General features: G+C 69.6%; 22 protein-coding genes. 11 read left to right on the forward strand and 11 right to left on the reverse strand.

Annotated elements, in window-relative coordinates; genetic code table 11:
* Nucleotides 1-5: 5 nt before the first annotated feature.
* Together PV646_RS24160 and PV646_RS24165 are read left to right on the forward strand one after the other, a co-directional pair.
* Complete coding sequence (locus PV646_RS24160) at nt 6-1,589, forward strand: Na+/H+ antiporter (protein WP_500344458.1); 1,584 nt, start codon at nt 6-8, stop codon at nt 1,587-1,589.
* 10 nt (nt 1,590-1,599) lie between these two features.
* Nucleotides 1,600-2,289: a nucleoside/nucleotide kinase family protein gene (locus tag PV646_RS24165; RefSeq protein ID WP_500344459.1), complete on the forward strand. Its 690-nt coding sequence runs from the start codon at nt 1,600-1,602 to the stop codon at nt 2,287-2,289.
* Here the strand turns inward: PV646_RS24165 and PV646_RS24170 are convergent.
* Complete coding sequence (locus PV646_RS24170) at nt 2,253-2,714, reverse strand: cupin domain-containing protein (RefSeq protein WP_500344460.1); 462 nt, start codon at nt 2,712-2,714, stop codon at nt 2,253-2,255. The two genes, PV646_RS24165 and PV646_RS24170, sit on opposite strands and share 37 nt — an antisense overlap.
* A gap of 82 nt (nt 2,715-2,796) precedes the next feature.
* Here PV646_RS24170 and PV646_RS24175 point away from each other — a divergent pair, with 82 nt between their 5' ends.
* Nucleotides 2,797-3,360, forward strand: coding sequence for a TetR/AcrR family transcriptional regulator (locus tag PV646_RS24175; RefSeq protein ID WP_500344461.1), 564 nt, complete (start codon nt 2,797-2,799; stop codon nt 3,358-3,360).
* Here the strand turns inward: PV646_RS24175 and PV646_RS24180 are convergent.
* From PV646_RS24180 to PV646_RS24190, 3 genes are read right to left on the reverse strand one after another with little or no spacing between them, the layout of a single operon-like run.
* Nucleotides 3,357-4,937: an FHA domain-containing protein gene (locus tag PV646_RS24180; protein ID WP_500344462.1), complete on the reverse strand. Its 1,581-nt coding sequence runs from the start codon at nt 4,935-4,937 to the stop codon at nt 3,357-3,359. The two genes, PV646_RS24175 and PV646_RS24180, sit on opposite strands and share 4 nt — an antisense overlap.
* 58 nt (nt 4,938-4,995) lie before the next feature.
* Nucleotides 4,996-5,169 carry a DUF397 domain-containing protein gene (locus tag PV646_RS24185; RefSeq protein WP_500344463.1) on the reverse strand — a complete coding sequence of 58 codons (174 nt, stop codon included), beginning with the start codon at nt 5,167-5,169 and terminating at the stop codon, nt 4,996-4,998.
* Nucleotides 5,144-5,992 carry a helix-turn-helix domain-containing protein gene (locus tag PV646_RS24190; protein ID WP_500344464.1) on the reverse strand — a complete coding sequence of 283 codons (849 nt, stop codon included), beginning with the start codon at nt 5,990-5,992 and terminating at the stop codon, nt 5,144-5,146. Before PV646_RS24190 ends, PV646_RS24185 begins: the two co-directional genes overlap by 26 nt.
* A gap of 130 nt (nt 5,993-6,122) precedes the next feature.
* On the opposite strand from PV646_RS24190, the gene PV646_RS24195 reads away from it, so the two are divergent.
* The 6 genes from PV646_RS24195 to PV646_RS24220 are packed head-to-tail and all read left to right on the forward strand — an operon-like array spanning nt 6,123 to nt 11,510.
* A complete protein-coding gene (locus tag PV646_RS24195; RefSeq protein WP_500344465.1) occupies nt 6,123-7,241 on the forward strand; it encodes an efflux RND transporter periplasmic adaptor subunit in 1,119 nt (372 codons plus the stop codon).
* The gene (locus PV646_RS24200; protein WP_500344466.1) at nt 7,238-7,918 is read left to right on the forward strand and encodes an ABC transporter ATP-binding protein; all 681 of its coding nucleotides are present in this window, start codon (nt 7,238-7,240) and stop codon (nt 7,916-7,918) included. The genes PV646_RS24195 and PV646_RS24200 overlap by 4 nt, the downstream gene beginning before the upstream one ends.
* Nucleotides 7,915-9,105, forward strand: a complete 1,191-nt coding sequence (locus PV646_RS24205; RefSeq protein ID WP_500344467.1) for an ABC transporter permease — start codon at nt 7,915-7,917, stop codon at nt 9,103-9,105. The genes PV646_RS24200 and PV646_RS24205 overlap by 4 nt, the downstream gene beginning before the upstream one ends.
* A 13-nt stretch (nt 9,106-9,118) precedes the next feature.
* Complete coding sequence (locus PV646_RS24210) at nt 9,119-9,607, forward strand: hypothetical protein (RefSeq protein WP_500344468.1); 489 nt, start codon at nt 9,119-9,121, stop codon at nt 9,605-9,607.
* Nucleotides 9,607-10,290, forward strand: a complete 684-nt coding sequence (locus PV646_RS24215; protein WP_500344469.1) for a response regulator transcription factor — start codon at nt 9,607-9,609, stop codon at nt 10,288-10,290. Before PV646_RS24210 ends, PV646_RS24215 begins: the two co-directional genes overlap by 1 nt.
* Complete coding sequence (locus PV646_RS24220) at nt 10,287-11,510, forward strand: sensor histidine kinase (RefSeq protein WP_500344470.1); 1,224 nt, start codon at nt 10,287-10,289, stop codon at nt 11,508-11,510. The genes PV646_RS24215 and PV646_RS24220 overlap by 4 nt, the downstream gene beginning before the upstream one ends.
* Here PV646_RS24220 and PV646_RS24225 read toward each other — a convergent pair.
* Nucleotides 11,496-12,680 (reverse strand): YbiU family protein, encoded by a 1,185-nt coding sequence (locus PV646_RS24225; protein ID WP_500344471.1) that lies wholly within the window; start codon nt 12,678-12,680, stop codon nt 11,496-11,498. The genes PV646_RS24220 and PV646_RS24225 overlap by 15 nt on opposite strands.
* An 87-nt stretch (nt 12,681-12,767) precedes the next feature.
* Between PV646_RS24225 and PV646_RS24230 the strand changes: the two genes are divergently transcribed.
* Nucleotides 12,768-13,850, forward strand: a complete 1,083-nt coding sequence (locus PV646_RS24230) for an ROK family transcriptional regulator (protein ID WP_500344472.1) — start codon at nt 12,768-12,770, stop codon at nt 13,848-13,850.
* On the opposite strand, the gene PV646_RS24235 is transcribed toward PV646_RS24230, so the two are convergent.
* Entirely contained in the window at nt 13,843-14,643 is an 801-nt protein-coding gene (locus PV646_RS24235) for a class I SAM-dependent methyltransferase (protein ID WP_500344473.1), read from the reverse strand. The genes PV646_RS24230 and PV646_RS24235 overlap by 8 nt on opposite strands.
* 90 nt (nt 14,644-14,733) lie before the next feature.
* Nucleotides 14,734-15,303: a helix-turn-helix domain-containing protein gene (locus PV646_RS24240; RefSeq protein ID WP_500344474.1), complete on the reverse strand. Its 570-nt coding sequence runs from the start codon at nt 15,301-15,303 to the stop codon at nt 14,734-14,736.
* A gap of 49 nt (nt 15,304-15,352) precedes the next feature.
* Here PV646_RS24240 and PV646_RS24245 point away from each other — a divergent pair, with 49 nt between their 5' ends.
* Nucleotides 15,353-16,645 carry an MFS transporter gene (locus tag PV646_RS24245; RefSeq protein WP_500344475.1) on the forward strand — a complete coding sequence of 431 codons (1,293 nt, stop codon included), beginning with the start codon at nt 15,353-15,355 and terminating at the stop codon, nt 16,643-16,645.
* Here PV646_RS24245 and PV646_RS24250 read toward each other — a convergent pair.
* The 4 genes from PV646_RS24250 to PV646_RS24265 all read right to left on the reverse strand — a co-directional run bounded on the left by PV646_RS24250 (nt 16,632) and on the right by PV646_RS24265 (nt 21,612).
* Entirely contained in the window at nt 16,632-17,699 is a 1,068-nt protein-coding gene (locus PV646_RS24250) for an FAD-dependent oxidoreductase (protein ID WP_500344476.1), read from the reverse strand. The genes PV646_RS24245 and PV646_RS24250 overlap by 14 nt on opposite strands.
* 106 nt (nt 17,700-17,805) lie before the next feature.
* Nucleotides 17,806-18,948, reverse strand: coding sequence for a galactonate dehydratase (gene dgoD, locus PV646_RS24255; RefSeq protein WP_500344477.1), 1,143 nt, complete (start codon nt 18,946-18,948; stop codon nt 17,806-17,808).
* Complete coding sequence (locus PV646_RS24260) at nt 18,945-19,625, reverse strand: SDR family NAD(P)-dependent oxidoreductase (protein ID WP_500344478.1); 681 nt, start codon at nt 19,623-19,625, stop codon at nt 18,945-18,947. The genes dgoD and PV646_RS24260 overlap by 4 nt, the downstream gene beginning before the upstream one ends.
* Before the next feature lie 10 nt (nt 19,626-19,635).
* Complete coding sequence (locus tag PV646_RS24265; RefSeq protein WP_500345074.1) at nt 19,636-21,612, reverse strand: DUF8189 domain-containing protein; 1,977 nt, start codon at nt 21,610-21,612, stop codon at nt 19,636-19,638.
* Nucleotides 21,613-21,707: the final 95 nt, after the last annotated feature.

Here is a 21,707-nt window from a genome sequence, read left to right on the forward strand (position 1 = left end):
AGCGCATGCTCGGTCTCGAACTCGTAGTGGTGCTGGGTGTGTGCATCCTCGCGAGCAGCGTCGTCTCCGGACGATTGCGCGTCGCCGCCCCGGTGTTGCTGGTGGTGTGCGGCGCGGTGCTCGGCTTCGTACCCGCCCTGGAGAAGGTCAGCCTGCCGCCCGAGGCGATGCTGCTGATCTTCCTGCCGGCGTTGCTGTACTGGGAGAGCCTCAACACGTCGTTGCGGGAGATCCGCAACAACCTGCGCGTGGTCGTGCTGCTCAGCACGCTGCTCGTGCTCGCGACGGCCGCGGCGGTGGCGTCCGTGGCCCACGCCCTCGGCCTCGACTGGGGCCCGGCGTGGGTGCTCGGCGCGGCGCTGGCCCCCACCGACGCGACGGCGGTCTCGGCCATCGCCCGCGGCATGCCGCGCCGGACCACGACGATCCTGCGCGCCGAGTCGCTGATCAACGACGGCACCGCGCTCGTGATCTACGCGATCGCGGTCGCCATCACGGTGGGCGAGCAGGAGTTCAGCCCTGGACGGGTCAGCCTGCAGCTGCTGCTCTCGTACGGGGGCGGCGCCGTGGCGGGCCTCCTGGTCGCCTGGCTCGCCGTGCAGGTCCGCAAGCGCCTCGACAGCCCGTTGCACGAGACGGTGGTCAGCATCCTGACCCCGTTCACGGCGTTCCTGCTGGCCGAGACGGTGCACGGCTCGGGCGTGATCGCCGTGGTGACGTGCGGCCTGGCCCTGGCCCAGGTCGGCCCGCGCATCGTGCGCGCCGACACGCGTCAGGTGAGCTACGCGTTCTGGGGCATCGCGACGTTCGTGCTCAACGGCTCCCTGTTCGTCCTCATCGGACTCCAGGCTCACGCGGCCGTCCGGTCACTCGACGGCTCGGAGACCCTCGCTACTTTGGCCGCCATCGGGCTCGTGTCGTTGACGGTGGTCGGCACGCGGTTGTTGTGGAGCTACACGACTCCCTACGTCATCCGGGCGCTGGACCGCCGCCCGCAACAACGGTTGCGTCGTGTCGGGGCTCGGCAACGGCTGGTGTCGTCGGCCGCCGGGTTCCGCGGCGCGGTCTCGCTGGCGGCGGCCCTCGCGGTGCCGGAGACCGTGGTCGGCGGTGGGCCTTTCCCGTTCCGCGACGAGATCATCCTCATCACGTCCGGCGTCGTGGTGCTGACGTTGATCGTGCAGTCGGTGATGCTCCCGTCGATCATCCGGTTCTCCCGGTTGCCCGAGGACACCGCGCTGGACGAGGAACTCCGACTCGCCCAGTCGACCGCGTCCGAGGAGGCCTACGAGGCGCTGCCGAGGCTGGCCGACAAGGTGGGCGTCTCGGACGTCGTCTACAAACGGGTGCGGGCCGAGTACGAACACCACCTGGAGGTCGTGCGCGCTCGCGAGGCGGGCGACGAGGAGGTGGCACAGTCGGAGGTCGAGTACTCGGCGCTGCGGCTGGAGCTGATCGCGCACAAGCGGGCGACCGTGGTGCGGTTGCGGGACGAGCAGGCGATCGACGACATCGTGTTGCGGACGATCCAGCGCAAGCTCGACGTCGAGGAGGTGCGGTTGTCCCGGCGCGAGGTCGAGGAGGACTAGGTTCGGTCCCGTGATCGCTTCGCGGGAGCAGGTGCTGGACCGGATCGCCGACCACCTCGTCGGACAGGGGCGTCCGCTGCGGGTCGCGGTGGACGGGATCACGGCGTCGGGCAAGACGACGCTGGCCCGCGAACTGACCGCATTGGTGGCGGCTCGGGGACGGTCGGCGGCGCACCTGTCGATGGACGGGTTCCACAACCCACGAGCCGTGCGGCACCGGCTGGGCCGTGACTCGGCCGACGGGTACTACCTGGACGCCTACGACTTCGGCGCGTTCTCCCGGCTCGTGCTGGAGCCGCTCGGGCCCGGCGGGGATCGCCGCTACCGCGAACGGATCATCGACCTGCGCTCGGACACCCCGATCGACGAACCGCCGGTCCTGGCGCCCGACGACCTCGTGCTCGTCGTGGACGGGAGCTTCCTGCAGCGCGAGCTGGAGTGGGACGAGGTCGTTTTCGTCGACACGCCGTTCGCCGTCGCGCGGGAGCGCGGGGCACGGCGTGACGCGGAGCTGCTCGGTGGGCTGGAGAAGGCTCAGCGGGCCTTCGACCAGCGCTATCACGCCGCGAGCCAGCGGTACCTGGCCGAGGTCGGCCCGGCGGACCGAGCCTCGGTCGTGGTCGGCAACGAGGACGTCGCCCGTCCCGTGCTGCGGCGGATCGGTCAGGACGCGAACTCGGTGGACGGTTCGGTGGCGTAGTTCTCCCAGATCGGCACCATGGTCTCGCGCGTCATCGGTTGCCCGGACTCGACCATGGCCTTGAGGTCGCGGAAGTACTGCACGTAGAGGTCCGGCGTGAAGGTGGTCAGCATGACCGCCGGGTCGTCGCCCGGGTTCGCGAAGGTGTGCGGTGCGCCCGGCGGGACCGTGACCCACGTGCCCGCTGGGACGTCGTGGTCGTCCTGGCCGATGGTGAACCGCACGGTGCCCGAGAGCACGTAGAAGCCTTCGTCGTGTTGTGCGTGGCGGTGCTGCGGAGGGCCGGGCGTGTGCGGGGGGATGACGACTTCGCCGATGCCCAGGCGACGAGCCGTGTTGCTGCCGTCTTCGAGGATTCGGATCTGCGACGGACCGCTGGCGATGAGTTCGCCCTCGCCGGGACGGACGATGGACACCTCGGCCATGAGAGCCTCCTGATGTGATTACAGCTTGTGCAATCACCGTAGCACCGGTGACTGCACAGTGTGCAATCGCTAGGCTCAGGGCATGCCGCGATGGAAACCGGACGCAGCCGAGCGCCTGCAGACCGCCGCGTTGGAACTCTTCGACCAGCAGGGGTTCGAACGCACGACGGTCGCCGAGATCGTCCAGCGGGCGGAGCTGACCCAGCGGACGTTCTTCAACCACTTCGCCGACAAGCGCGAGGTGCTGTTCCGGTTGAGCTCACAGCTCCAGCAGGAGATCGTCCGCGAGATCGAGGCCGGCGACGACACCTTGTCGCCGCTCGACACCGTCGTGCGCGCGCTGGAAGTCGTCGCGGACGGGATGTTCGAGAATCAGCGTGCCGTGGTGGCGCGCCGTCACGCCGTCGTCGCCGCCAACCCGGAGTTGCTGGAGCGCGAACTCGGCAAGAACGCCGCGCTCACCGAGGCCGTCGCAGCCGCGCTGCACGCGCGGTGTGGAGATCCCGAGATCGCGTTCCTGGCCGCCGGTGCCGCCATGCTCGCGCAGCAGGCGGCTTTCCGGCAGTGGACGCGACCGGGCGAGACCAGGACCCTGCGCGACCTCCTGCGGGAGGCGATCGGCTCTCTCCGCACGACTGTCGGCTAGCTGACCAGCGACAGGCCCCGGTTCGAAGGCTGTTCGGGCGCGACGGCGGGAGCGGCCGAGGGCACCTCGACCTCCTCGCCGCCGATCTCCCGGGTGATCCACGCCCCGGACTCCACCATGACCTTCAACGTGCGGGTGTCCATGGCGTTGATGCGGCCGTAGTACCACTCGTCGGTGGCGAGCGGGCCCATGCGGTCGCCCATGCGCTTCTTGATGCCGATCACGCGCTCGAACAGGGTCTGGACCAGGACCGCGCGGTCGCAGGGCCCCTGCAGGCCGTCGCGGATGCGGTCCTCGATGCCGCGCGGGATGCCCTCGGAGTCCGGCATGAGCATGGTGGTCCAGGCGCGGGACTTCTCGCGGTACTGGAGCTGCTGCATGATGCCCTCGTGCTGGGCGAAGTCGGCGGCGCGGAAAGCCTTGCCGCGCCAGCGCTTCTGCAGGTTCACGGCGAGGGAGAGGGCGCTCTTGAGGCCCGTGTTGAGGCCTCGGCCCGGCCAGAAGTGCAGGGAGTTGGCGGCATCGCCGAGGAGGAAGCCGAACGTCGACGGGGCGAGCTGGGCGGTGAACTTCGACATCTGCTGCATGCCGAGCGTGAACGAGTTGATGCCGACCACGTCGGCCACACCGACGCCGAAGAAGCGCAGGCCGTCGAGGATGCGGGGCCACAGGTAGGAGAGCTTGTCGACGGACGGCTTGAAGACGGCGCGGTGGCGGTCGCACACGAAGCGGCCGTTGCCCGAGGGACGCATGGTGCAGCCGAACTTGCCGATGCACGACACCGGACCGCTCTCGCCGAGCGAGACGATCTCGGAGGCCTCCTCGGCCGTCAGGCGCATGTTGATGAAGCCGCCGCCGAGCGAGTTGAACAGGAACCTGTTCTGCCCCACGGTGAGCGGGACGGTGTGCTCGTCGGGCACCTTGGCGTTGACGCGGATGCCGAGGACGCGCTCGTCGAGCGGCGAACCGTCCACGGAGAACAGTTCACGGCTCGGCGTGCCGAACTGCGCCGAGAACGCGTCGCGCGTCGCGGAACGGGCGCCGTCGGCGATCGCGAGGACGTGCAGGCCGTCGAAGTTCGTCGGCGGGGTGTAGGCGCCGGGAACGACGTCGATGCCGTAGAAGTCCTGCGCCATGTCGAGCAGGCTGTCCTCGATCCAGCGGATCTTGATGTTGCGCGGCCTGCCCTTGGACGCCGGGGAGTCCGGGCCGAGCGGCCACATCTCGGAGAACTTGCCGGTCGTGAACAGGCGCTGCTGCACGGCGAGGGGCAGGGACGCCCAGACGTTGCTCTGCAGCGTCACGACCTGCTCGCGGCGGTTGTTGCCCTCGGCCTGGCCCTTCCACACGACCCGGTTGCCCTGGCGCATCCAGCGGCGGTCGTGCACGCGGACCGTGACGCCGTCGCCCAGCAGCGACTTCACGGTGCACGCGAACGCCAGACCCACCGGGCCACCACCCGCCACGTCCACCCGCAGCGGCGCGGACTGACGCAGCGGCACGACCCGGCTGCCCTGCTTCGGCAGCATCACCGTCGGGCCGCAGCGGCCGATCAGCACCGTCTTCTCGTCAGCCATGGCCCATCCCCCTCGATCCCGTTCGACGGCGGGAACACGTGCTGGGACGGGAACCGGTTCAACGAGTTTCGAGGAATTTTTCCCAGGCGGAGAAACTGAAGGTCAGGACGGTGCCGGACGGGTTCTTCGAGTCACGGACGAGTGCGTCACCCGCGAGCGACACCTCGACGCAGTTGTCGTCCTCGGTCGCACCGCTGTAACTGCTCTTACGCCAAGCGCGGGCCTCGCTCATTGAGTTCCTCTCGCGGTCGGCCGACGTAGTCCGCCAGCACCCTCCGCGATTGTTCCTCATCCAGGGCGACCTCAGCCAAACGGTCGAACAGCAGCCGAGTCCGCGCGATGGCTGCTGGATCCTGCACGAACACCTTCGCGAGGTCGGTCGAGGTGAACGCGACGGGCATCGCCTTCTCGTACTCCCACAGCACACAGCTGGTCGCCACCAGCTTCGCCGATGCCGGGACGATCCGGATCGTCGGTGCGCCGAACAGGAGCTTGGCGTACTGGTCCTCCATGGTCTGGGCATCGCCGACCTGTGTCCGCAACGCGTGCTCGTGGATGTAGAACAGGCATGCGGGGCGGTCGTGCCGGTTCAGGATCGCCTGGCGATCGATGCGGCACTGAACCGCCTCGGGGATGCGCTCCTCCACGATGTACCCGCCCATCCGGTACAGGCTGTCGGCGTACTCCGGTGTCTGGGACAGGCCCGGCATCGCCTGTGCGTCGTAGCTGGTGACTTTCACCGAGGTGGACTCGGCCATCGCCAGCGTGCGGAGGTTGTCCGAGATCTGGACGATGTACTCCTCGAACGCGTAGCGGAAGCGGCGCTTGAAGTCCTCGAAGAAGTCGATGTCCTTGCCCAGCATGGACAGGTACTGCACGAGGTCGATCTCGCTGGGGCGGTACTTGCCGTTCTCCAGCGTGGAGACCTTGCTGGGGTCCCAGCCCAGGCGAACGGCCAGTGCGGCGCCTGTCAGCTCGGAAGAGGTTTCGCGCACCTTGCGGAGTTCGTCGCCGAGATCCCTGCTGTACGCGGTGGATGGAGTACTGGTGGCCATAGATCGACCGTAGGGCTTGCTCGAAGAGCAACAAGGGGCTCATTCGGGTGAAAACGAAGCAGCTGATCTTCAGCTCGTTGCCAGGAAACTCGCAGCCCCGGCACAGCTTGGCAGACGACGATCCCATGCCATGACTCGACGTCGCAGATCCTTGGTGATCAACGGACTGCTGGTGGTGGTGCTCCTCGGCGCCGGTGTGGCCGGCTACCTGGTGTTCTTCGGTTCCTCCGGCAGTGCCCAGCCCACCGCCGCCCGCACGGCCGCCGCCGCGAACCGCGACGTCAGCGAGGTGGTGACGGCGTCCGGGACGGTGCAGAGCTCGTTCAGCGCCGCAGCCTCGTTCGGGGCGAGCGGGACGGTCACCGAGATCAACGTCAAGGTCGGCGACGTCGTCACCAAGGGCCAGCAGCTCGCGAAGCTCGATCCGACGCAGGCGCAGCTGCAGGTCGACATCGCGCAGGGCAACCTGAACGCCGCGCTGGACAAGGGCACCGGCACGACGGCGTTGCTCACGGCGTACCGGCAGACGCAGCTCGCGCTCCAGCAGGCGAAGGACACGCTCGCGTCGACCGTGCTCACCGCGCCCGGCGACGGCACGATCACGTCCGTCACGGGTGCCATCGGGCAGAAAGTCGGTAGCGGCAGCACTTCCAGCAGCAGCACCACCACGACCACCACGACGGCGTCCGGGTTCGTCGTCGTCACCGACCTGAAGAACCTGGTGCTGCACGCGAACGTGTCCGAGTCCGACGTCAGCAAGCTCAAGGCCGACCAGGCCGCGACCGTCACGGTCAACGCGATGCAGTCGCAGCCGATCCAGGCCAAGGTCACCCAGGTCGACCTGACGCCCACGACGGCGAACAACGTCGTGCAGTACGGCGTCACGCTCACCCTGACCGAACCGCCGGCGGGGCTGCGGCCGGGGCAGTCGGCGAGCGTCGAGGTCACGGTCGCCGGAGCCACCAACGTGCTCGCCGTGCCGGCCGCCGCGGTGCAGACGGTGGACGGCGCGAGTTCCGTGCAGGTGCTGGAGAACGGGGCCGAGACGCGCAAGACCGTCGAGGTCGGGGTGCGCGGTGACCAGTACGTGGAGATCAAGTCGGGGCTGAGCGCGGGCGAGGAAGTCGTGCTGCCGCAGGTGACCACGTCCACCAACCAGAACCGCACCGGTCAGCAGCAGGGCGGGCAGTTCCCCGGCACGGGCACCGGTCAGCGCAACGGTGGCGGGTTCACCGGGACCGGTCGATGAGCCCCGTCATCGAGGTCCGCGACCTCCGCAAGACCTACGGGAGCGGCGACACGGCCGTGCACGCATTGCGAGGGCTCGATCTGACGGTCGAGAAGGGCGAGTACATCGCGATCATGGGCGCGTCGGGGTCGGGGAAGTCGACGCTGCTCAACATCCTCGGGTGCCTCGACGTGCCGTCGGGTGGCAAGTACCTGCTCGACGGGATCGACACGGGCGAGTTCGACGAGGAGCAACTCTCGTTGCTGCGCAACAGGAAGATCGGTTTCGTCTTCCAGTCCTTCAACCTGGTGCCGCGCACCACGGCACTCGCGAACGTCGAACTCCCGCTGGTGTACGCGGGAGTTCGACGTGCCCAACGCCGGGAACGGGCGCTCGCCGCGCTCGATCTCGTCGGTCTCAGGGACCGCACCCACCACCGGCCCAACGAACTGTCCGGTGGGCAGCAGCAACGTGTCGCGATCGCACGGGCACTCGTCACCTCGCCCGCGATCGTGCTCGCCGACGAGCCGACCGGAAACCTCGACACGGACTCGAGTCGGGAGGTGCTGGGCATCCTCGACCGGCTCAACGCCAGCGGGCGCACCGTCGTGCTGATCACGCACGAGGACGAGGTCGCCGCGCACGCCATGCGCACGGTTCGCGTCGTGGACGGCAGAGTCGCGGGGGTGCTGGTGTGAGGGTCTTCGAGATCGCCGCCTTCGCGGTCAGAGGTCTCACCGCGAACAAGATGCGGTCGGGGCTCACGACCCTGGGCATCCTGATCGGTGTCGCGTCGGTGATCCTGCTGATCGCGGTCGGCAACGGCGCGTCGAGCGCGGTGCAGCAGAGCATCGCGGGGCTCGGCACGAACATCCTGACGATCAGCCCGCAGCGCGCCCAGCCCGGCAGCACGGCGAAGCCGCTGACCACGGCGGACGCGGCGGCGCTGGTCGGCTCCGACTCCCCCGACGTCAAGTACGCCTCGCCCGTGGTGAGCGCGCAGGCGACGGCCGGGTACGGCGACACCACGCACGACATCGGGCAGTTCATCGGCTCGGACCCTCGGTACTTCAACACCACCAACAGCGCCGTCGCGCAGGGGAACCTGTTCTCCGACAACGACGTCCAGCAGGCGCGCAAGGTCGTCGTGATCGGCGCGACCGTGGCCACGGAACTGTTCCCGGGCACCGATCCGATCGGGAAGTCCATGCTGGTCAACAACATCCCGTTCACGGTGGTCGGGGTGCTGGCGGCCAAGGGGTCCAGCGGGTTGCAGGACGCGGACGACATGGTCGTCGCACCGCTGACGACGACGCAGAACGCGCTGACCGGGTACGGCAGCCTCACCCAGATCGTGGTGCAGGCGCAGTCCGCGGACGCGTTGCCGAACGCGCAGGCGCAGGTGACGACGATCCTCAACGGGCGTCACAAGATCACCGGCACGGCCGACTACCGGATCCTGAGCCAGGACCAGCTGCTGACCGCGCGGACGGCGACGACGGAGACGTTCACCGTGCTGCTGGCGTCGGTGGCGGCGATCTCGTTGCTGGTGGGCGGGATCGGCATCACGAACATCATGCTGGTGACCGTCACCGAGCGGATCCGGGAGATCGGCATCCGCAAGGCCGTTGGGGCGCCTCGGTCCTCGATCCTCGGCCAGTTCCTGATCGAGGCGACGCTGCTGAGCCTGTTCGGCGGGGCGTTGGGCGTGGCCGCCGGGATGATCGGCAGCCAGTTCACCATCGCGGGCATCCAGCCCGTGCTCGTGCCGTCGTCGGTGCTGCTGGCGTTCGCGGTGTCGGCGTTGATCGGCCTGTTCTTCGGCAGCTACCCGGCCTCCCGTGCCGCGAAGCTCCGTCCCATCGAAGCCCTCCGGCATGAATGAGGAGTCCGTGACCGTGTCCAACCCACTTGACCAGCCGCTGGAGAACGACATCTCGGCCGAGCTGAAGGAGCGCAAGGCCGGCGTCGGCAAGACCACGATGATCCTGGGGGTCGCGGTGCTCGCGATCGTGGCGTTCGTCGGCGGGGTGTTCGTGCAGAAGTCCTTCGGTGCCAGTGAGACCCCGGCTCGGCAGAACGCGGCAGGCCGGCAGTTCCCCGGCGGTGGTACGCCGCCGTCGGGCACGAACCGGCAGGGCGGTGGTCAGTTCGGGCGCGGCACCGTCGGCACGATCGACCACGTCGACGGCACGACCGTCTACGTGAAGACGCAGAACGGACAGGTCGTGAAGGTGTCCACTTCGGACAGCACCAAGGTCGAGGTCTCGTCGGAGGGCAAGCTCGCCGACCTGAAGGCCGGTCAGCAGGTCGTGGTGCAGGGCCAGGCCGGTTCGGACGGCACCGTGACCGGCCAGACCATCACCCAGCGGCCGACCACCGGTTGATGCAGGATTCACGCGTGGAGCGCGGCCGGTTGCTCGTCGTCGAGGACGAACCCAGCATCCGCGAACTGCTGTGCGCCAGCCTGCGGTTCGCGGGGTTCGCCGTGACGAGCGCGGCGACCGGCTCGGAGGCGTTGACCGCAGCGCGTGACGACTCGCCGGACCTGGTGCTGCTCGACGTGATGCTGCCGGACCGCGATGGTTTCGAGGTGGTGCGGCGCCTGCGTTCGCTCGGCGTGCGGGTGCCGGTGCTGTACCTGACCGCGCGCGACGGCGCGGACGACCGCGTCACCGGCCTCACGATCGGCGGCGACGGGTACATCACGAAGCCGTTCAGTCTGGAGGAGGTCATCGCGCGCGTGACGGCCGTGCTGCGCCGCACCCGTCCCGACGGCTCCGAGGTTTTGACCTGCAGCGACCTCTCGCTGGACGTGGAGAGCCACGTCGTGCGGCGCGGCTCGCGGGTCGTGGAGCTGTCGCCGACGGAGTTCCGGCTGCTGCACTACCTGATGCGCAACAGCGGTCGCGTGCTGTCGAAGGCGCAGATCCTGGACCAGGTGTGGTCGCACGACTTCGACGGCGACGTGGGGGTGGTCGAGTCGTACATCTCGTACCTGCGGCGCAAGGTCGCCGAACCTCCGCTGATCCACACGGTGCGCGGCCTGGGATACATGATGCGCGGATGACGTTGCGCGCGCGGCTGGTGGTCGTGCTCGTCGCCCTGGTGGCCGCGGGCCTGTTCGGCACGTGGCTGATCGGGTCGCAGGTGATGGAGAACTACCTGCTGCACCAGCTCGACGCGCGGCTGGACCGGATGGTGGCCGTACCTCGCGCGCTTCCGTTGCGGGACAACGTGGTCCTGCGCGACGCCGGCGGGGTGGTCGTGGGGACGGCGCTGGAGGGGTTGCCGCCGTTCGGTTCGATGACGCCCGGCGAGCACGTGTCGGTGGGGTCGCGGCGGGTCGTGATGCGGGAGTACGACGGGGGCGAGTTGATCGCTTTCGTCGACCAGTCGGAGGTGGACCGGGCCGTCGACGACCTGCGGCTGGCGTTCCTGCTGATCAGTCTCGGGGCGTTGATCCTGGTGGGCATGGCCGGGTATGCGCTGGTTAGGGCTTCTACTCGGGCGTTGGAGGAAGTGGAGCAGGTCGCCGGGGAGATCGCCGAGGGTGATCTTTCACGGCGGGTTCCGGTGCGGCGGCCCGGGTCTGAGGTCGGGCGGTTGGCTTCTGCCTTGAACACGATGCTGGGGCAGATCGAGGCTGCCTTCGCGGTGCGGGTGTCGTCGGAGGAGCGGATGCGGCGGTTCGTGGCTGATGCCTCGCACGAGTTACGGACTCCGCTGACTTCCATTCGCGGATATGCCGAGCTGTACCGACAGGGGGCCGCCACCGACGCAGGCGACGTGTTGCGGCGGATCGAGGACCATGCGGCGCGGATGGGGATGCTGGTCGACGACCTGCTGCAGCTGGCGCGGCTGGACTCGGAGCAGCCGCTGGTGTTGTCGGTCGTGGACCTCGTGGTGCTGGTGGACGACGCCGAGACTGGTCCTCGCGTGTCCCTGGACCTGCCCGCAGGGCCGGTGCTCGTGGAGGCGGACGAGGCGCGGGTCCGCCAGATCCTGACGAACCTGCTGGACAACGCCCTGATCCACACGACAGGCCCGATCGAGGTGCGACTCACCGCGGACGCGTTCGAGGTGGCCGATCACGGGCCGGGGTTGACCGCCGAGCAGGCCGCGCGGGTGTTCGAACGCTTCTACCGGGCCGATCCCGCTCGTGGACCCGGCGGGAGCGGGCTGGGGTTGGCGATCGTGGCGGCGCTGGTCGCGGCGCACGGGTGGCGGATCGAACTGGACACCGCACCCGGCGAGGGCGCGGTGTTCCGGGTGCTATTCAGGCCGTGACCGGTTGGGCCAGGCCCGTTCGTAGTGCTCCTCCGGGAAGTCGCTGGGGCTGGAGCCCGTCGCCCACGCTCGCTGGATCTCCTCGGCGTAGCGGTCGTTGCGCGGGCAGGAAGGCGCGGCCGGGATGTACATGACGTTGCCCCAGCCGTGCTGGTCCTCGATCGGCGCGACGCTGTGGATCATGTCGCAGTGCCACCAGACCGAGTCGCCGGCCTTCACGTCCGGGATGCCGCTCAGGGCCTCGATGAGCAGTGCGTGGTACTTCGGGTTCACCGGGAAGACCTGGTTGACCGTGACGCCGCACATGTCGTCGTCCGGGACGTCGTCGAGCAGCGGGCGCAGCATCAGGTACGCCATGGCGCCGGGGATCGGGACGGTGTGCAGGACGCCCTGGTCGTGGTCCATGTCGGAGAGTGCGGTCCACCCCTGGAAGGTGCGGAACACCGAGCACATCGTGGTGCCCGGGTACTGCGGGCCGGTGGTGCGGTGGGCGGCGTCCCAGGGGTCGTACCGCTCTGGCGTGCCGTCGAACAGGTGCCGGAACGCCTGCTGGTACTCGCGCGTCATCCACAGGTCGAGGGTGCCGGGGTCGAGGTGGGTGCCGAGGCCGTGGGAGTTCGCGCCGGGCGGGCGGCGGCGGATGCGGTCCGGGTAGCCGACGTCGGTGGCCGGGTCGAACCAACCCTCGTGGTGCCACAGGCCGTTGAGGAAGCGTTGGACCGTGGCCATGCGCTCGTGTCGCCTGGCCTCGGTTTGTGCGGGTGACCAGTAGATCGGGTAGATCTCGGGCTTCGAGCCGACGCTGCCGAAGAAGTCGTCGCCGGGGCCGCGGTAGTTCTCGAAGAAGTTGTTGCTCTCGACGTAGTCCACAATGGACTTGTCCCAGGCCAGGGCTTGGGAGCGGTCGAAGTGGTCGCGCACCACCAGACAGCCTCGGCGTTTCAGAAGATCAGTGGGCGCGGTGCCGTTCTCGATGTCGGCGTAGTCGATCACGGGCCACGCCTGGCCGGACTTCACGTCGTCGACCTCGCGGCGGATCTGCTGCTCGACGACCGCGAACACCTCCTCGACGGTGCGGCCGGACGCCTCGATGTTCGCGCGGATCGCCTTTTTGATCTCGCGTGTCGCTCGGGGCAGGTCAGCGGGTGTGGTCTCCCAGTTCGGCAGCACGTGAACTCCTTCCAGTAAAGCCTCCTAACTTGGAACTGTAAGCGTGTCGCACCGTTGTAGGCAAGACCCCTAACTAGAATCCGCCGCGTGACCAAGCCGTCCCAGGAGTTGCTGCGCTCGATCTCCGACGAGCACGTGTTGCGCTCGTTGATGTCCGCGCGCAAGCTGACGCGGGCCGAACTGGCAGTCGAGACGGGCCTGTCGAAGCCGACCGTGAGCGAGAGCGTCCGCCGGCTCGTGGAGTCCGGGCTCGTCGCCGACACCGGCGAACGCACGCCCGGCGGCCGCGGCAAGGGGCGGGTCGGCTCGTTCTACAGCCTGACCGAGGACGTAGGTGTCGCACTGGTCGTGACGATCGCGCCGGACGGCGTGACAGCCGAGTGCGTCGACGCGTACGGGGACGTGGTCGAGCGGGTGCACCGCCCGATCTCCTCACCGTCCGAGGTGGCTGCCGTGCTTCCTTCGGTCGTCGCGGAAACCGTTGCGGCGCACCACGTCCAGCTCTGCACGGTGAGCGCGGCCGACCCCGTGGACCGGCTCACCGGCAGGCTCGTCCAGTTGCCCGACTCACCGTTCCTGGTCGGCGAACTGGATCCGGTCGACGTGCTGGGGCCGTTGCTGAACGGGCCCGTCGTGGTGGACAACGACGTGAACTGGGCGGCGCAGGCCGAGCACGCCGCCCTGGACGTCGAGGACTTCGCGTACCTGTTCCTGGGTGAGGGCCTGGGTTGCGCGGTCGTGCTGGACGGCGAGGTGCGGCGCGGGCACTCCGGACTGGCCGGTGAGATCTCGCACGTGATCACCGCGGGGCCGTCGGGCGCGATGCCGTTCATCGAGGTGTTCGGCGAACTCGGCCTGCGGCAGAAGGGAACCACGGCGATCGACGTGGACCGGCTGCGGGACGCGGACCCCGTCGTGCTCGCGCGGGCCGTCAGCGGTGTCGTCACGGCCCTGGTGACGCTGACCGATCCCGAGGTGGTCGTGGTCGGCGGGTCGTGGGGGCCGTCGTTGCTCGACGAGATCACGGCCGAGTGCGCCCGATCTCCCCGTCAGGTCCCGATCAGAGCGGCCTCGGTGGCGGAGCCGTCGCTGACCGGTGCCCGTGCCGCCGCCCTCGGCCGGCTGCGGACGACGCTGGTCAGCCGGGCAGGCTCGCGCACTCCTAGGTGACCAGGCCCTGCTTGCGCGCCACCCAGACCGTGCGTTCGGTGCGCAGCTCCAGGTCTTCGCGGCGCAGCGCGGTTTCCAGCGCTTCGGGTTCGAGCTGCCTGCGCAGGACGATGCGGGCGTAGCGCTCGACCGCCGCAGACCGTTCCAGGTGGACGGTGACGGTGCGTTCGCCCTCGAGCGTGAACCCCGCCTCGGTCAGCTTCGGGCCCCAGTCGGCGCCGCGGTGCGGCAGGCGTTCGTCGGGGGCGTCCGGGGCCTGTTCCGGGAAGAACTGCGGCATGCCGGCGAGCTCGACCACGGCCAGCAGGCCGCCCGGAGCCAGGGTCTTGTGGAGCTGACCGAGCGTGTGGGCCGGGTCGGCCATGTGGTGCAGCGAGGCCGAGGCCCAGATCAGGTCCGGGGTGCCGAGGTCGGGCCATTCGGTGTCGAGGTCGGCGAGGACGGTGTGGACCCGGTCGGCCAGGCCTCGTTCGCCCGCCTTCGTGCGGAGGCGCTGGAGGTGGTCGAGTGAGGAGTCGACGGCGGTGATGTGGGCTTCGGGGAACTGGGTGAGCAGCGCGAACGTGCCCGCGCCCAGGCCTGCTCCGAGGTCGACGACGTGGCGTGGGTTCGAGACCGGGAGGCCGTTGATGATGTCGGCCGTGTGGGTCGCCATGAGTTCGGCGTCGAGTTCGAGGACCTCGGCCTGGTCATCGCCGTGGCCGTGCCCATGTCCGTGACCGTGACCGTGACCGTGTCCATGTCCATGTCCATGTCCATGTCCGTGACCGTGTCCATGTCCGTGTGCGCTCATATGGCCAAGGTAGGTCGCCCATGCCTCAGATGCACGGTCACTTGCGCATGAAGCAAGACGGTCGACCCAAACGCTGCCGTCCGCGCAAGATCACGCCTTCTTGTCGGCGTTGTGGCCGCGCCGCGCCTCCCGGTCGAAGATGCCGAGGATCTCGCACGGGCCACCCGCCGTGCCGATCGCGTGCGGCAGCATCGTCGGGAACTCGGCGGCCTGGTTCGTCTCCACGCGGAACGTGCGGTGGCCGAGCATCAGGACGGCCGTGCCCGACAGGACCACCAGCCACTCGCGGCCCGAGTGCGCGCGGAGCGAGGCCGGGTTGTCGGGCGGCGGGTTGGTCATCCGCTGGCGCACGACGGTCATGCCCGGATCGGCCTTGATCGGCCAGCGCATCCGCCCGTGGGCGCCGTCGAGGATGGGGCTGACGATCACGTCGTCGGTGTCGGTCTCGACCAGCTGGTCGAGCGACGTGTCGAGGGCGCGCGCCAGAGTCACCAGCTGGTCGAGGGCCAGGCGGCGCTGACCGTTCTCGATGCGGCTCAGCGACGACGGGCTGAGCCTCGCGCGGGTCGCGAGCTCGTCGAGGGACCAGCCCTGGGCGACCCGCAGGGCACGGATCCGCTTGCGCACGAGGCCGTCCAGATCGCCATCTTCTTGCGTCATGCGCACGATCGTATGCCCGTGCCGCAAACGTCGCCTAGCTTCGGCGGCCATGACAAGAACGAAAACCCTGGTCGCGGTGTGCGTCGCGTTGATGGCCGTGATCTCGTCGGTGACCGGGCTCAACGTCGCCCAGCCCCACCTCGCCGCCGAGTTCGGCGCGTCGCAGGGGACGGTGCTGTGGATCATCAACGCCTACGTGCTGACGCTCGCCGCGTTGCTGTTGCCGCTCGGCGCGGTGGGTGACCTGCTCGGGCGCAGGCCGGTGCTGGTCGCCGGGCTGGGTGTGTTCGGGGTGGCAAACGTGGTGGCGGCGCTGGCACCGTCGGCCGAGGTGCTGCTGGCGTCCCGGGTGCTCGGCGGGGTCGGAGCGGCGACGATCATGCCCGTCACGCTGGCCGTGATCACCTCCACGTTCCCGGAGAAGGAGCGCGGGCGGGCGATCGGCGTGTGGACCGGTGTCGCGGCCGGAGGCGGGCTGCTGGGGATGTTCCTGTCGGCCCTGCTCGTCGACGTCGCCGACTGGCGGTTCCTGTTCGCGCTGCCCGTGGTGCTGGTGGTCGTCGCGCTGGTGATGGCGCTGCGGGACGTGCCGGACTCGCGGGACGTGCGGCCGTTCGACGTGGGCGGGGCGCTGACGTCGGTGGTCGCGGTGGCCGGGTTGATCTACTTCCTGCACGAGGGTGACGTGGTCAGCCTGCTCGCCGGGACCGGTGCGGCCGTCGCGTTCGTGGTGTGGGAGCTGCGGCATCCCGCGCCGTTGCTGGACGTCCGGCTGTTCCGCGAACGGCCGCTGGCGACCGGTTCCCTGGTGCTGCTGGTGGTGTTCGGGGTGCAGGCCGGGGTGTCGATCCTGCTGTACCCGTACTTCCAGACCGTGCTCGGCTGGTCGGGGCTGGTGTCGACGGTGGCGCTGCTGCCGATGGCCGGGTTCATGATGATCGCGTCCGGACTCGCGCCGCGCCTGGCCGAACGGGTCGGGGCGCGCGTCACGATGTCGGCGGGCATCGCGTTGGGCGGCTTGGGTTTGGCGCTCATGGCGGTGCTCGTGGACGGCGGGTACCTCGACGTGCTGCCGGGCATGATCGCGATGGGCGCGGGCATGGGGTTGTCGATGCCGCCCGCCACCGAGGCGATCACGAGGTCGGTGCCGCAGCAGGGCGTGGCGTCGGCGTTGAACGACGTCACCCGCGAGTTCGGCACGGCGCTGGGCATCGCGTTGCTCGGTGCGATGGCCGCGGCGTCCGTCGACGCGGGAGAGTCCTTTGTGGAGGGATGGCGGACCGCCATGTGGGCCGGTGTGGCCCTCATGGCGGTCCTGTTCCTCGTCGCTAGGCGTCGATGAGCAGGTCGAGGAACTTCTGCGGGGGCTCGTCGCCGAACAGGCTCTGGATCATCTGCTCGGAGTCCTCGGCGGTGTGGACGGCACGCACGAACATCGCCTCCTCGTACTCGGCCAGGGCGGTCTCCACGTCCTTGCTCGCCAGGGCCAGGGCGAGTTCGGCGCCGTCCAGCATGGCGAGGTTGGCGCCCTCGCCGTTGGGCGGCATGAGGTGCGCGGCGTCGCCGACCAGGGTCACGCCCGGCACCCGTTCCCAGCGGTGCCCGGACGGCAGGGCGTGGTGCGGGCGGAACACCGGTTCCGTGTCGGTCTCGGTGATCAGGGCGGTGAGCTCGGGAGCCCAGCCCTCGAACTCGGCCATGATGTGCCCGAGATCGCCGAACCACTCCAGCGGCCGGGTGAACTCGACGTAGGCGTGCAGGACGCCGCCGGCCTCCCGGTGCGCGTGAATGCCCTTGCCCTGGCCGGGTGCGAACATCGAGCCGCCGCCGACCGCCTTCGCCACCTCGGGGTGCTTCGTGTCGGCGTCGTAGAGGTAGGTCTCGACGAACGACATGCCGGCGTACTCCGGCGTGACGTCGGTGAGCACGCCCCGGACACGTGACCACGCGCCGTCGGCGCCGACGAGCACGTCGGCCTCGACGGTGCTGCCGTCCGCGAACGTCACGGTCTTCCCCGACACGCCGGTCACCTTGGCGCCCCAGCGGACCGTGCCGGAAGGCAGCGAGTCGAGCAGCATCTGCCGCAGGTCGGCGCGCTGCACCTCGGGACGCCCGCCCGTGCCGTCGTCCTCCTTCTCGAACAGCAGCGTGCCGTCGGAGTCCAGCACGCGCATGGCCTGCCGTCCCTCCAGGACGAGGCTCTGGAACTCGTCCACCAGGCCTGCGGCCTCGACGGCGATCTGCCCGTTGTAGTCGTGGATGTCGAGCATGCCGCCCTGCGTGCGTGCCGTCGGCGACTCCTCCGCCTCGTAGACCGTGGACGGGATGCCGTGGATGTGCAGCACGCGGGCGAGCGTGAGGCCGCCGAGACCGGCGCCGATGATCGTGACGTGCATGTGGTGCTCCCCTGGAGATCGTGCCGCCTCCCTGACGGCACGACCAGGTTCACCCGCGGCGCTGACAGCCCGCGCTCACGTCACTGGCAGCGGCTGGCAGCCCCTGTCACCACTCCGCGAAGGACCCGTCGTCGTGCCTCCAGATCGGCGACCGCCACGAGTGCCCGACCTCGGCCGCCCGCCGCACCGCCGCCTCGTCGACCTCGACGCCCAGGCCGGGCCCGGTCGGGCGCGCGATCCAGCCGTCCACGACCCGCACCGGTGCCATGTCCACCAGGTATGACGGGTCGGTGCCGTTGTAGTGCATGCCCACGCTCTGCTCCTGGATCAGGAAGTTCGGCGTGGTGAACGCGACCTGCAACGAGGCCGCCAGCGAGATCGGCCCGAGTGGACAGTGCGGTGCGATCGACGCCCCGTACACCTCGGCGAGCGACCCGATCCGCCGCAGCTCCGAGATCCCGCCCGCGTGCGACGGGTCGGGCTGCACGACCGCGACCCCGGCCTCCAGCACCGGTTTGAACTCCCAGCGCGAGAACAGCCGCTCCCCCGTCGCGATCGGCACCGTCGAGGCCTGCACGACCGACTGCAACACTTCCGCCGGAAGCTCGGGCAGCACCGGTTCCTCGACGAACATCGGCTGCACCTCCTCGAGCATCCGCACGAGCCGCCGGGCCATCGCGGGCGAGACGCGGCCGTGGAAGTCGATCGCGAGTTCTCCCTGCGGCCCCAGGGCTTCACGCGCCTCACGAGCCCTGACCAGGACCGCTTCGGCCTCGGCCGGTGAGGCGATCGGACGCATCTCCGCGGTGGCGTTCATCTTCACGGCGCTGAAGCCCGCCGCGACCTGCCGCGCCACCGCGTCGTACACGCCGTCCGGCCGGTCGCCGCCCACCCACGAGTACGCGCGCACCCGGTCGCGGACCGGACCACCGAGCAGTTCGTGGACCGGCAGCCCGCGTGCTTTGCCTGCTATGTCCCACAAAGCGTGGTCGTAACCCGAGAGCGCCGAGGACAACACGGGGCCGCCGCGGTAGAAACCACCGCGGCGCAGCACCTGCCACAGGTCCTCGACGCGCAACGGGTCCTGGCCTATGACCAGCTCGGACAGTTCGTGGACGGCCGCGCGGACCGTCTCGGCCCTGCCCTCCACGACCGGTTCCCCCCAGCCGGACACCCCCTCGTCGGTGCTCACCTTGAGGAACAGCCAGCGGGGCTCGACCAGGAACGTCTCGACCGCCGTCACCTTCATGAACTGTCCTTTGCCGCGGACCAGCCGCCGTCGACCAGAAGCTCCGCGCCCGTCACGAAGGACGCCGCCGGAGACAGGAGGAAACCGATCACCGAGGCCACCTCGGCCGGGTCGCCGAGGCGTCCGGCCGGGGTGGCTCGGGCACTGCGTTCCCGATCCTCGGCGGAGACCCGGTCCCACGCCGCTGTCAGCACGGGACCGGGCAGCACCGCGTTGACACGGACATCAGGCGCGTACTCGACGGCGAGCTGGCGGGTCAGTGCCACCAGCCCGCCCTTCGAGGTCGCGTACGCGCCGTGGCCGGGGATGCCGAAGTGCGCGTGCACCGACGAGACGAGCACTACCGCGCCGTTGCGTTCCCTCAGCGACGGCAGGCAGGCCCGCACGCCGTGGAACGCACCGCCGAGGTTGACCGCCAGCTGGCGCTCCCACTCCGTCGGGGTGGTCAGGTCGAGCGGCTTGACGTTGACCGTGAAGGCGTTGCACACCAACGCGTCCACGGCTCCGTCGCACAACTCGACCGCACGTTGCCAGGTCGCCGGGTCACTGACGTCCCCCTGCACGGCCACGTCACCGTGCAGGTCGATCCCGACGACCCGGTACCCGTCGTCCGTCAGGTGCTTCGCCGTCGCGGCACCGATCCCCGCTGCCGCGCCCGACACCACCGCGCACTTCATGCACGTTCTCCTAGAGCTTCTGCCGGTAGACCTTGTTGTCGGGCCCGCGCACGACCGTCCACGCGGAACCGTCCGCACCAGCAGTAGCACCGACGGCGCCGACGAGCGAGTTGCTCGGGAACTCGGGACGGTGGAACCAGCCGCCCCAGACGCCGCCGGTGGCGTTGACCTGCCAGAGCGTGTAGTCGCCTGCCCGCGCGAACAGGTAGATCCGGTCCTGGAACTCGACCAGGGTCGGGCTCCCGGAGATCACGCCTCCGAGTGACGTCCACTCGCCACCCGCGACCGGGCGCACCCACACGGCGTCGGCGGCGGTCCGGACGGCCACCTGGCCGCCGGCGACGCTGGGCCTGCCGTAGATCGGGGCATCGCCGGGAGCACCGAGTGAGGTCCAGGTGCCCTGGTAGAGCCAGACCTCGCCGTCCTGGCCGCGGGCGACGATCGTGCCGTCGGCGGAGACGGACGGTGCGTCGGTGAGCTTGCCGCCCAGCGACTTCCACGAGCCCCAGCGTCCGTTGTGGAGGGTGCGCTGCCAGGCTCGGTCGTCGGTGCCGCGGACGGTCACCTCGACGTCCGTGCCGACGGTGCGCACGGCGGGCTGCCCCTGGATCACCTTGCCGAGGCTCGACCACCTGCCATCGCGGAGCATCTTCAGCTCGCTGCCGGTGCCGCGGCTGAACACCAGTGCCTCGTCGCCGACCCGTGCGATCGCGGGAGACGCGGTGGCGTCGGCGCCGATCGCCTCACCGGGCACGAGGTCCGTGCCGCGCAGCTTGAGCATCGCGGTGCCGTGCGGAGGAACCGTCACGGTGTACTTGCCGGTGGCGGTGCCGCGATCGGCGCGAGCCCGCAGGTCACGGACGGCGACGATGCCCTTCAGACCGGCCTGGGCGAGGTCCACCGTCATCTCGGCGGGGACGTCGCGGCGGTTGAGCAGCACGACGGAGCGTTCGCCCGTGCGGGACAACACCTTGCTGTAGACGTCGGTGTCCCCGGTCGACGCGACCCGGACGCCCTGGATGGCCAGGGGGTCCTGGTTGACCGCGATGATCTCGGGGTTCTTGAGGGTGTTCACCATCGACGGCGGCAGCGTGCGCGGGTCCGAACCGATGATCAGCGGTGAGGACATCTGCGCCCACATCACGAACTGCGAGGTCGACTCCTCCTCGTTCAGCTCGTACGTGCCCTGCTGCGTCCGGCGCATCGGGATCAGGTAGTCGGGGTCGTTGTAGTGGCCGGGGCCGTTCGCCTCGGGGTGCGCGGCGTTGCGGTCCATGTTGCGCAGGACGTCGCGCCAGATGCCCTCGTACGGCGTGCCGAACGCGATGTCCGTGCTGGTGCGCCAGGAGTCGCCGGCGAGCGGGCCGAACGTGTAGGAGATGTCGGCGGTCTGGTCGGGCTCGTGCGGGACGCCCCACTCGCCGGTGACCGGGTTGCAGATGTTGAAGATCATCGGACGGCCGGCCTTGCGCAGCGCCTTGCCGAAGTCCGCGAACGCCTGGGCGGGCTTGAGGTTCGCGAAGATGCCGCACAGGAAGTCGACCTTGACGGCGTCGAACTTCCAGTCGGCGAACCGCTTCGCGTCCTTCTCGTAGTACCCGCCACCGCTGCCGACGGCGCAGTTCTTGCCGTCGGACGGGCCTGCGTCGGTGTAGATGCCCGCCTGGAGACCCTGCGCGTGCAGGTCCCTGACCAGCTTCGGCAGGCCGCTGGGGAACTTCGCCGGGTCCTCGACCAGGTAACCCTGGGCGTTGCGCGGGGTCGGCGCGGTCCAGCCGCCGTCGATCCAGACGATCTTGTACCCGGCGTCGCGCATGCCGCTCTTCACGAGGAAGTCGGCGACTCCGCGCACGTCCTTCTCGTTCGGGGCACCGAGGCCGTAGTACGTGTTCCACCCCATGTACGGGGTCTTCGCGACACCGCTGTCGTAGTAGGTGGGCGCTCCTTGGTCGTCACCTGCGTATGCGGGTGTTGCCACCAAGGACATCAAAGCGATGGCCAACGCGACTCTGCGAACCGACATGCTGGTGAGCCTCTCTCGCTGGACTCGCGGGTGTCAAGAATAATTCGTAATTTATGTGT

Source organism: Streptomyces sp. ID05-26A, from assembly GCF_033794685.1.
In the GTDB taxonomy this organism is placed as follows: domain Bacteria; phylum Actinomycetota; class Actinomycetes; order Mycobacteriales; family Pseudonocardiaceae; genus Lentzea.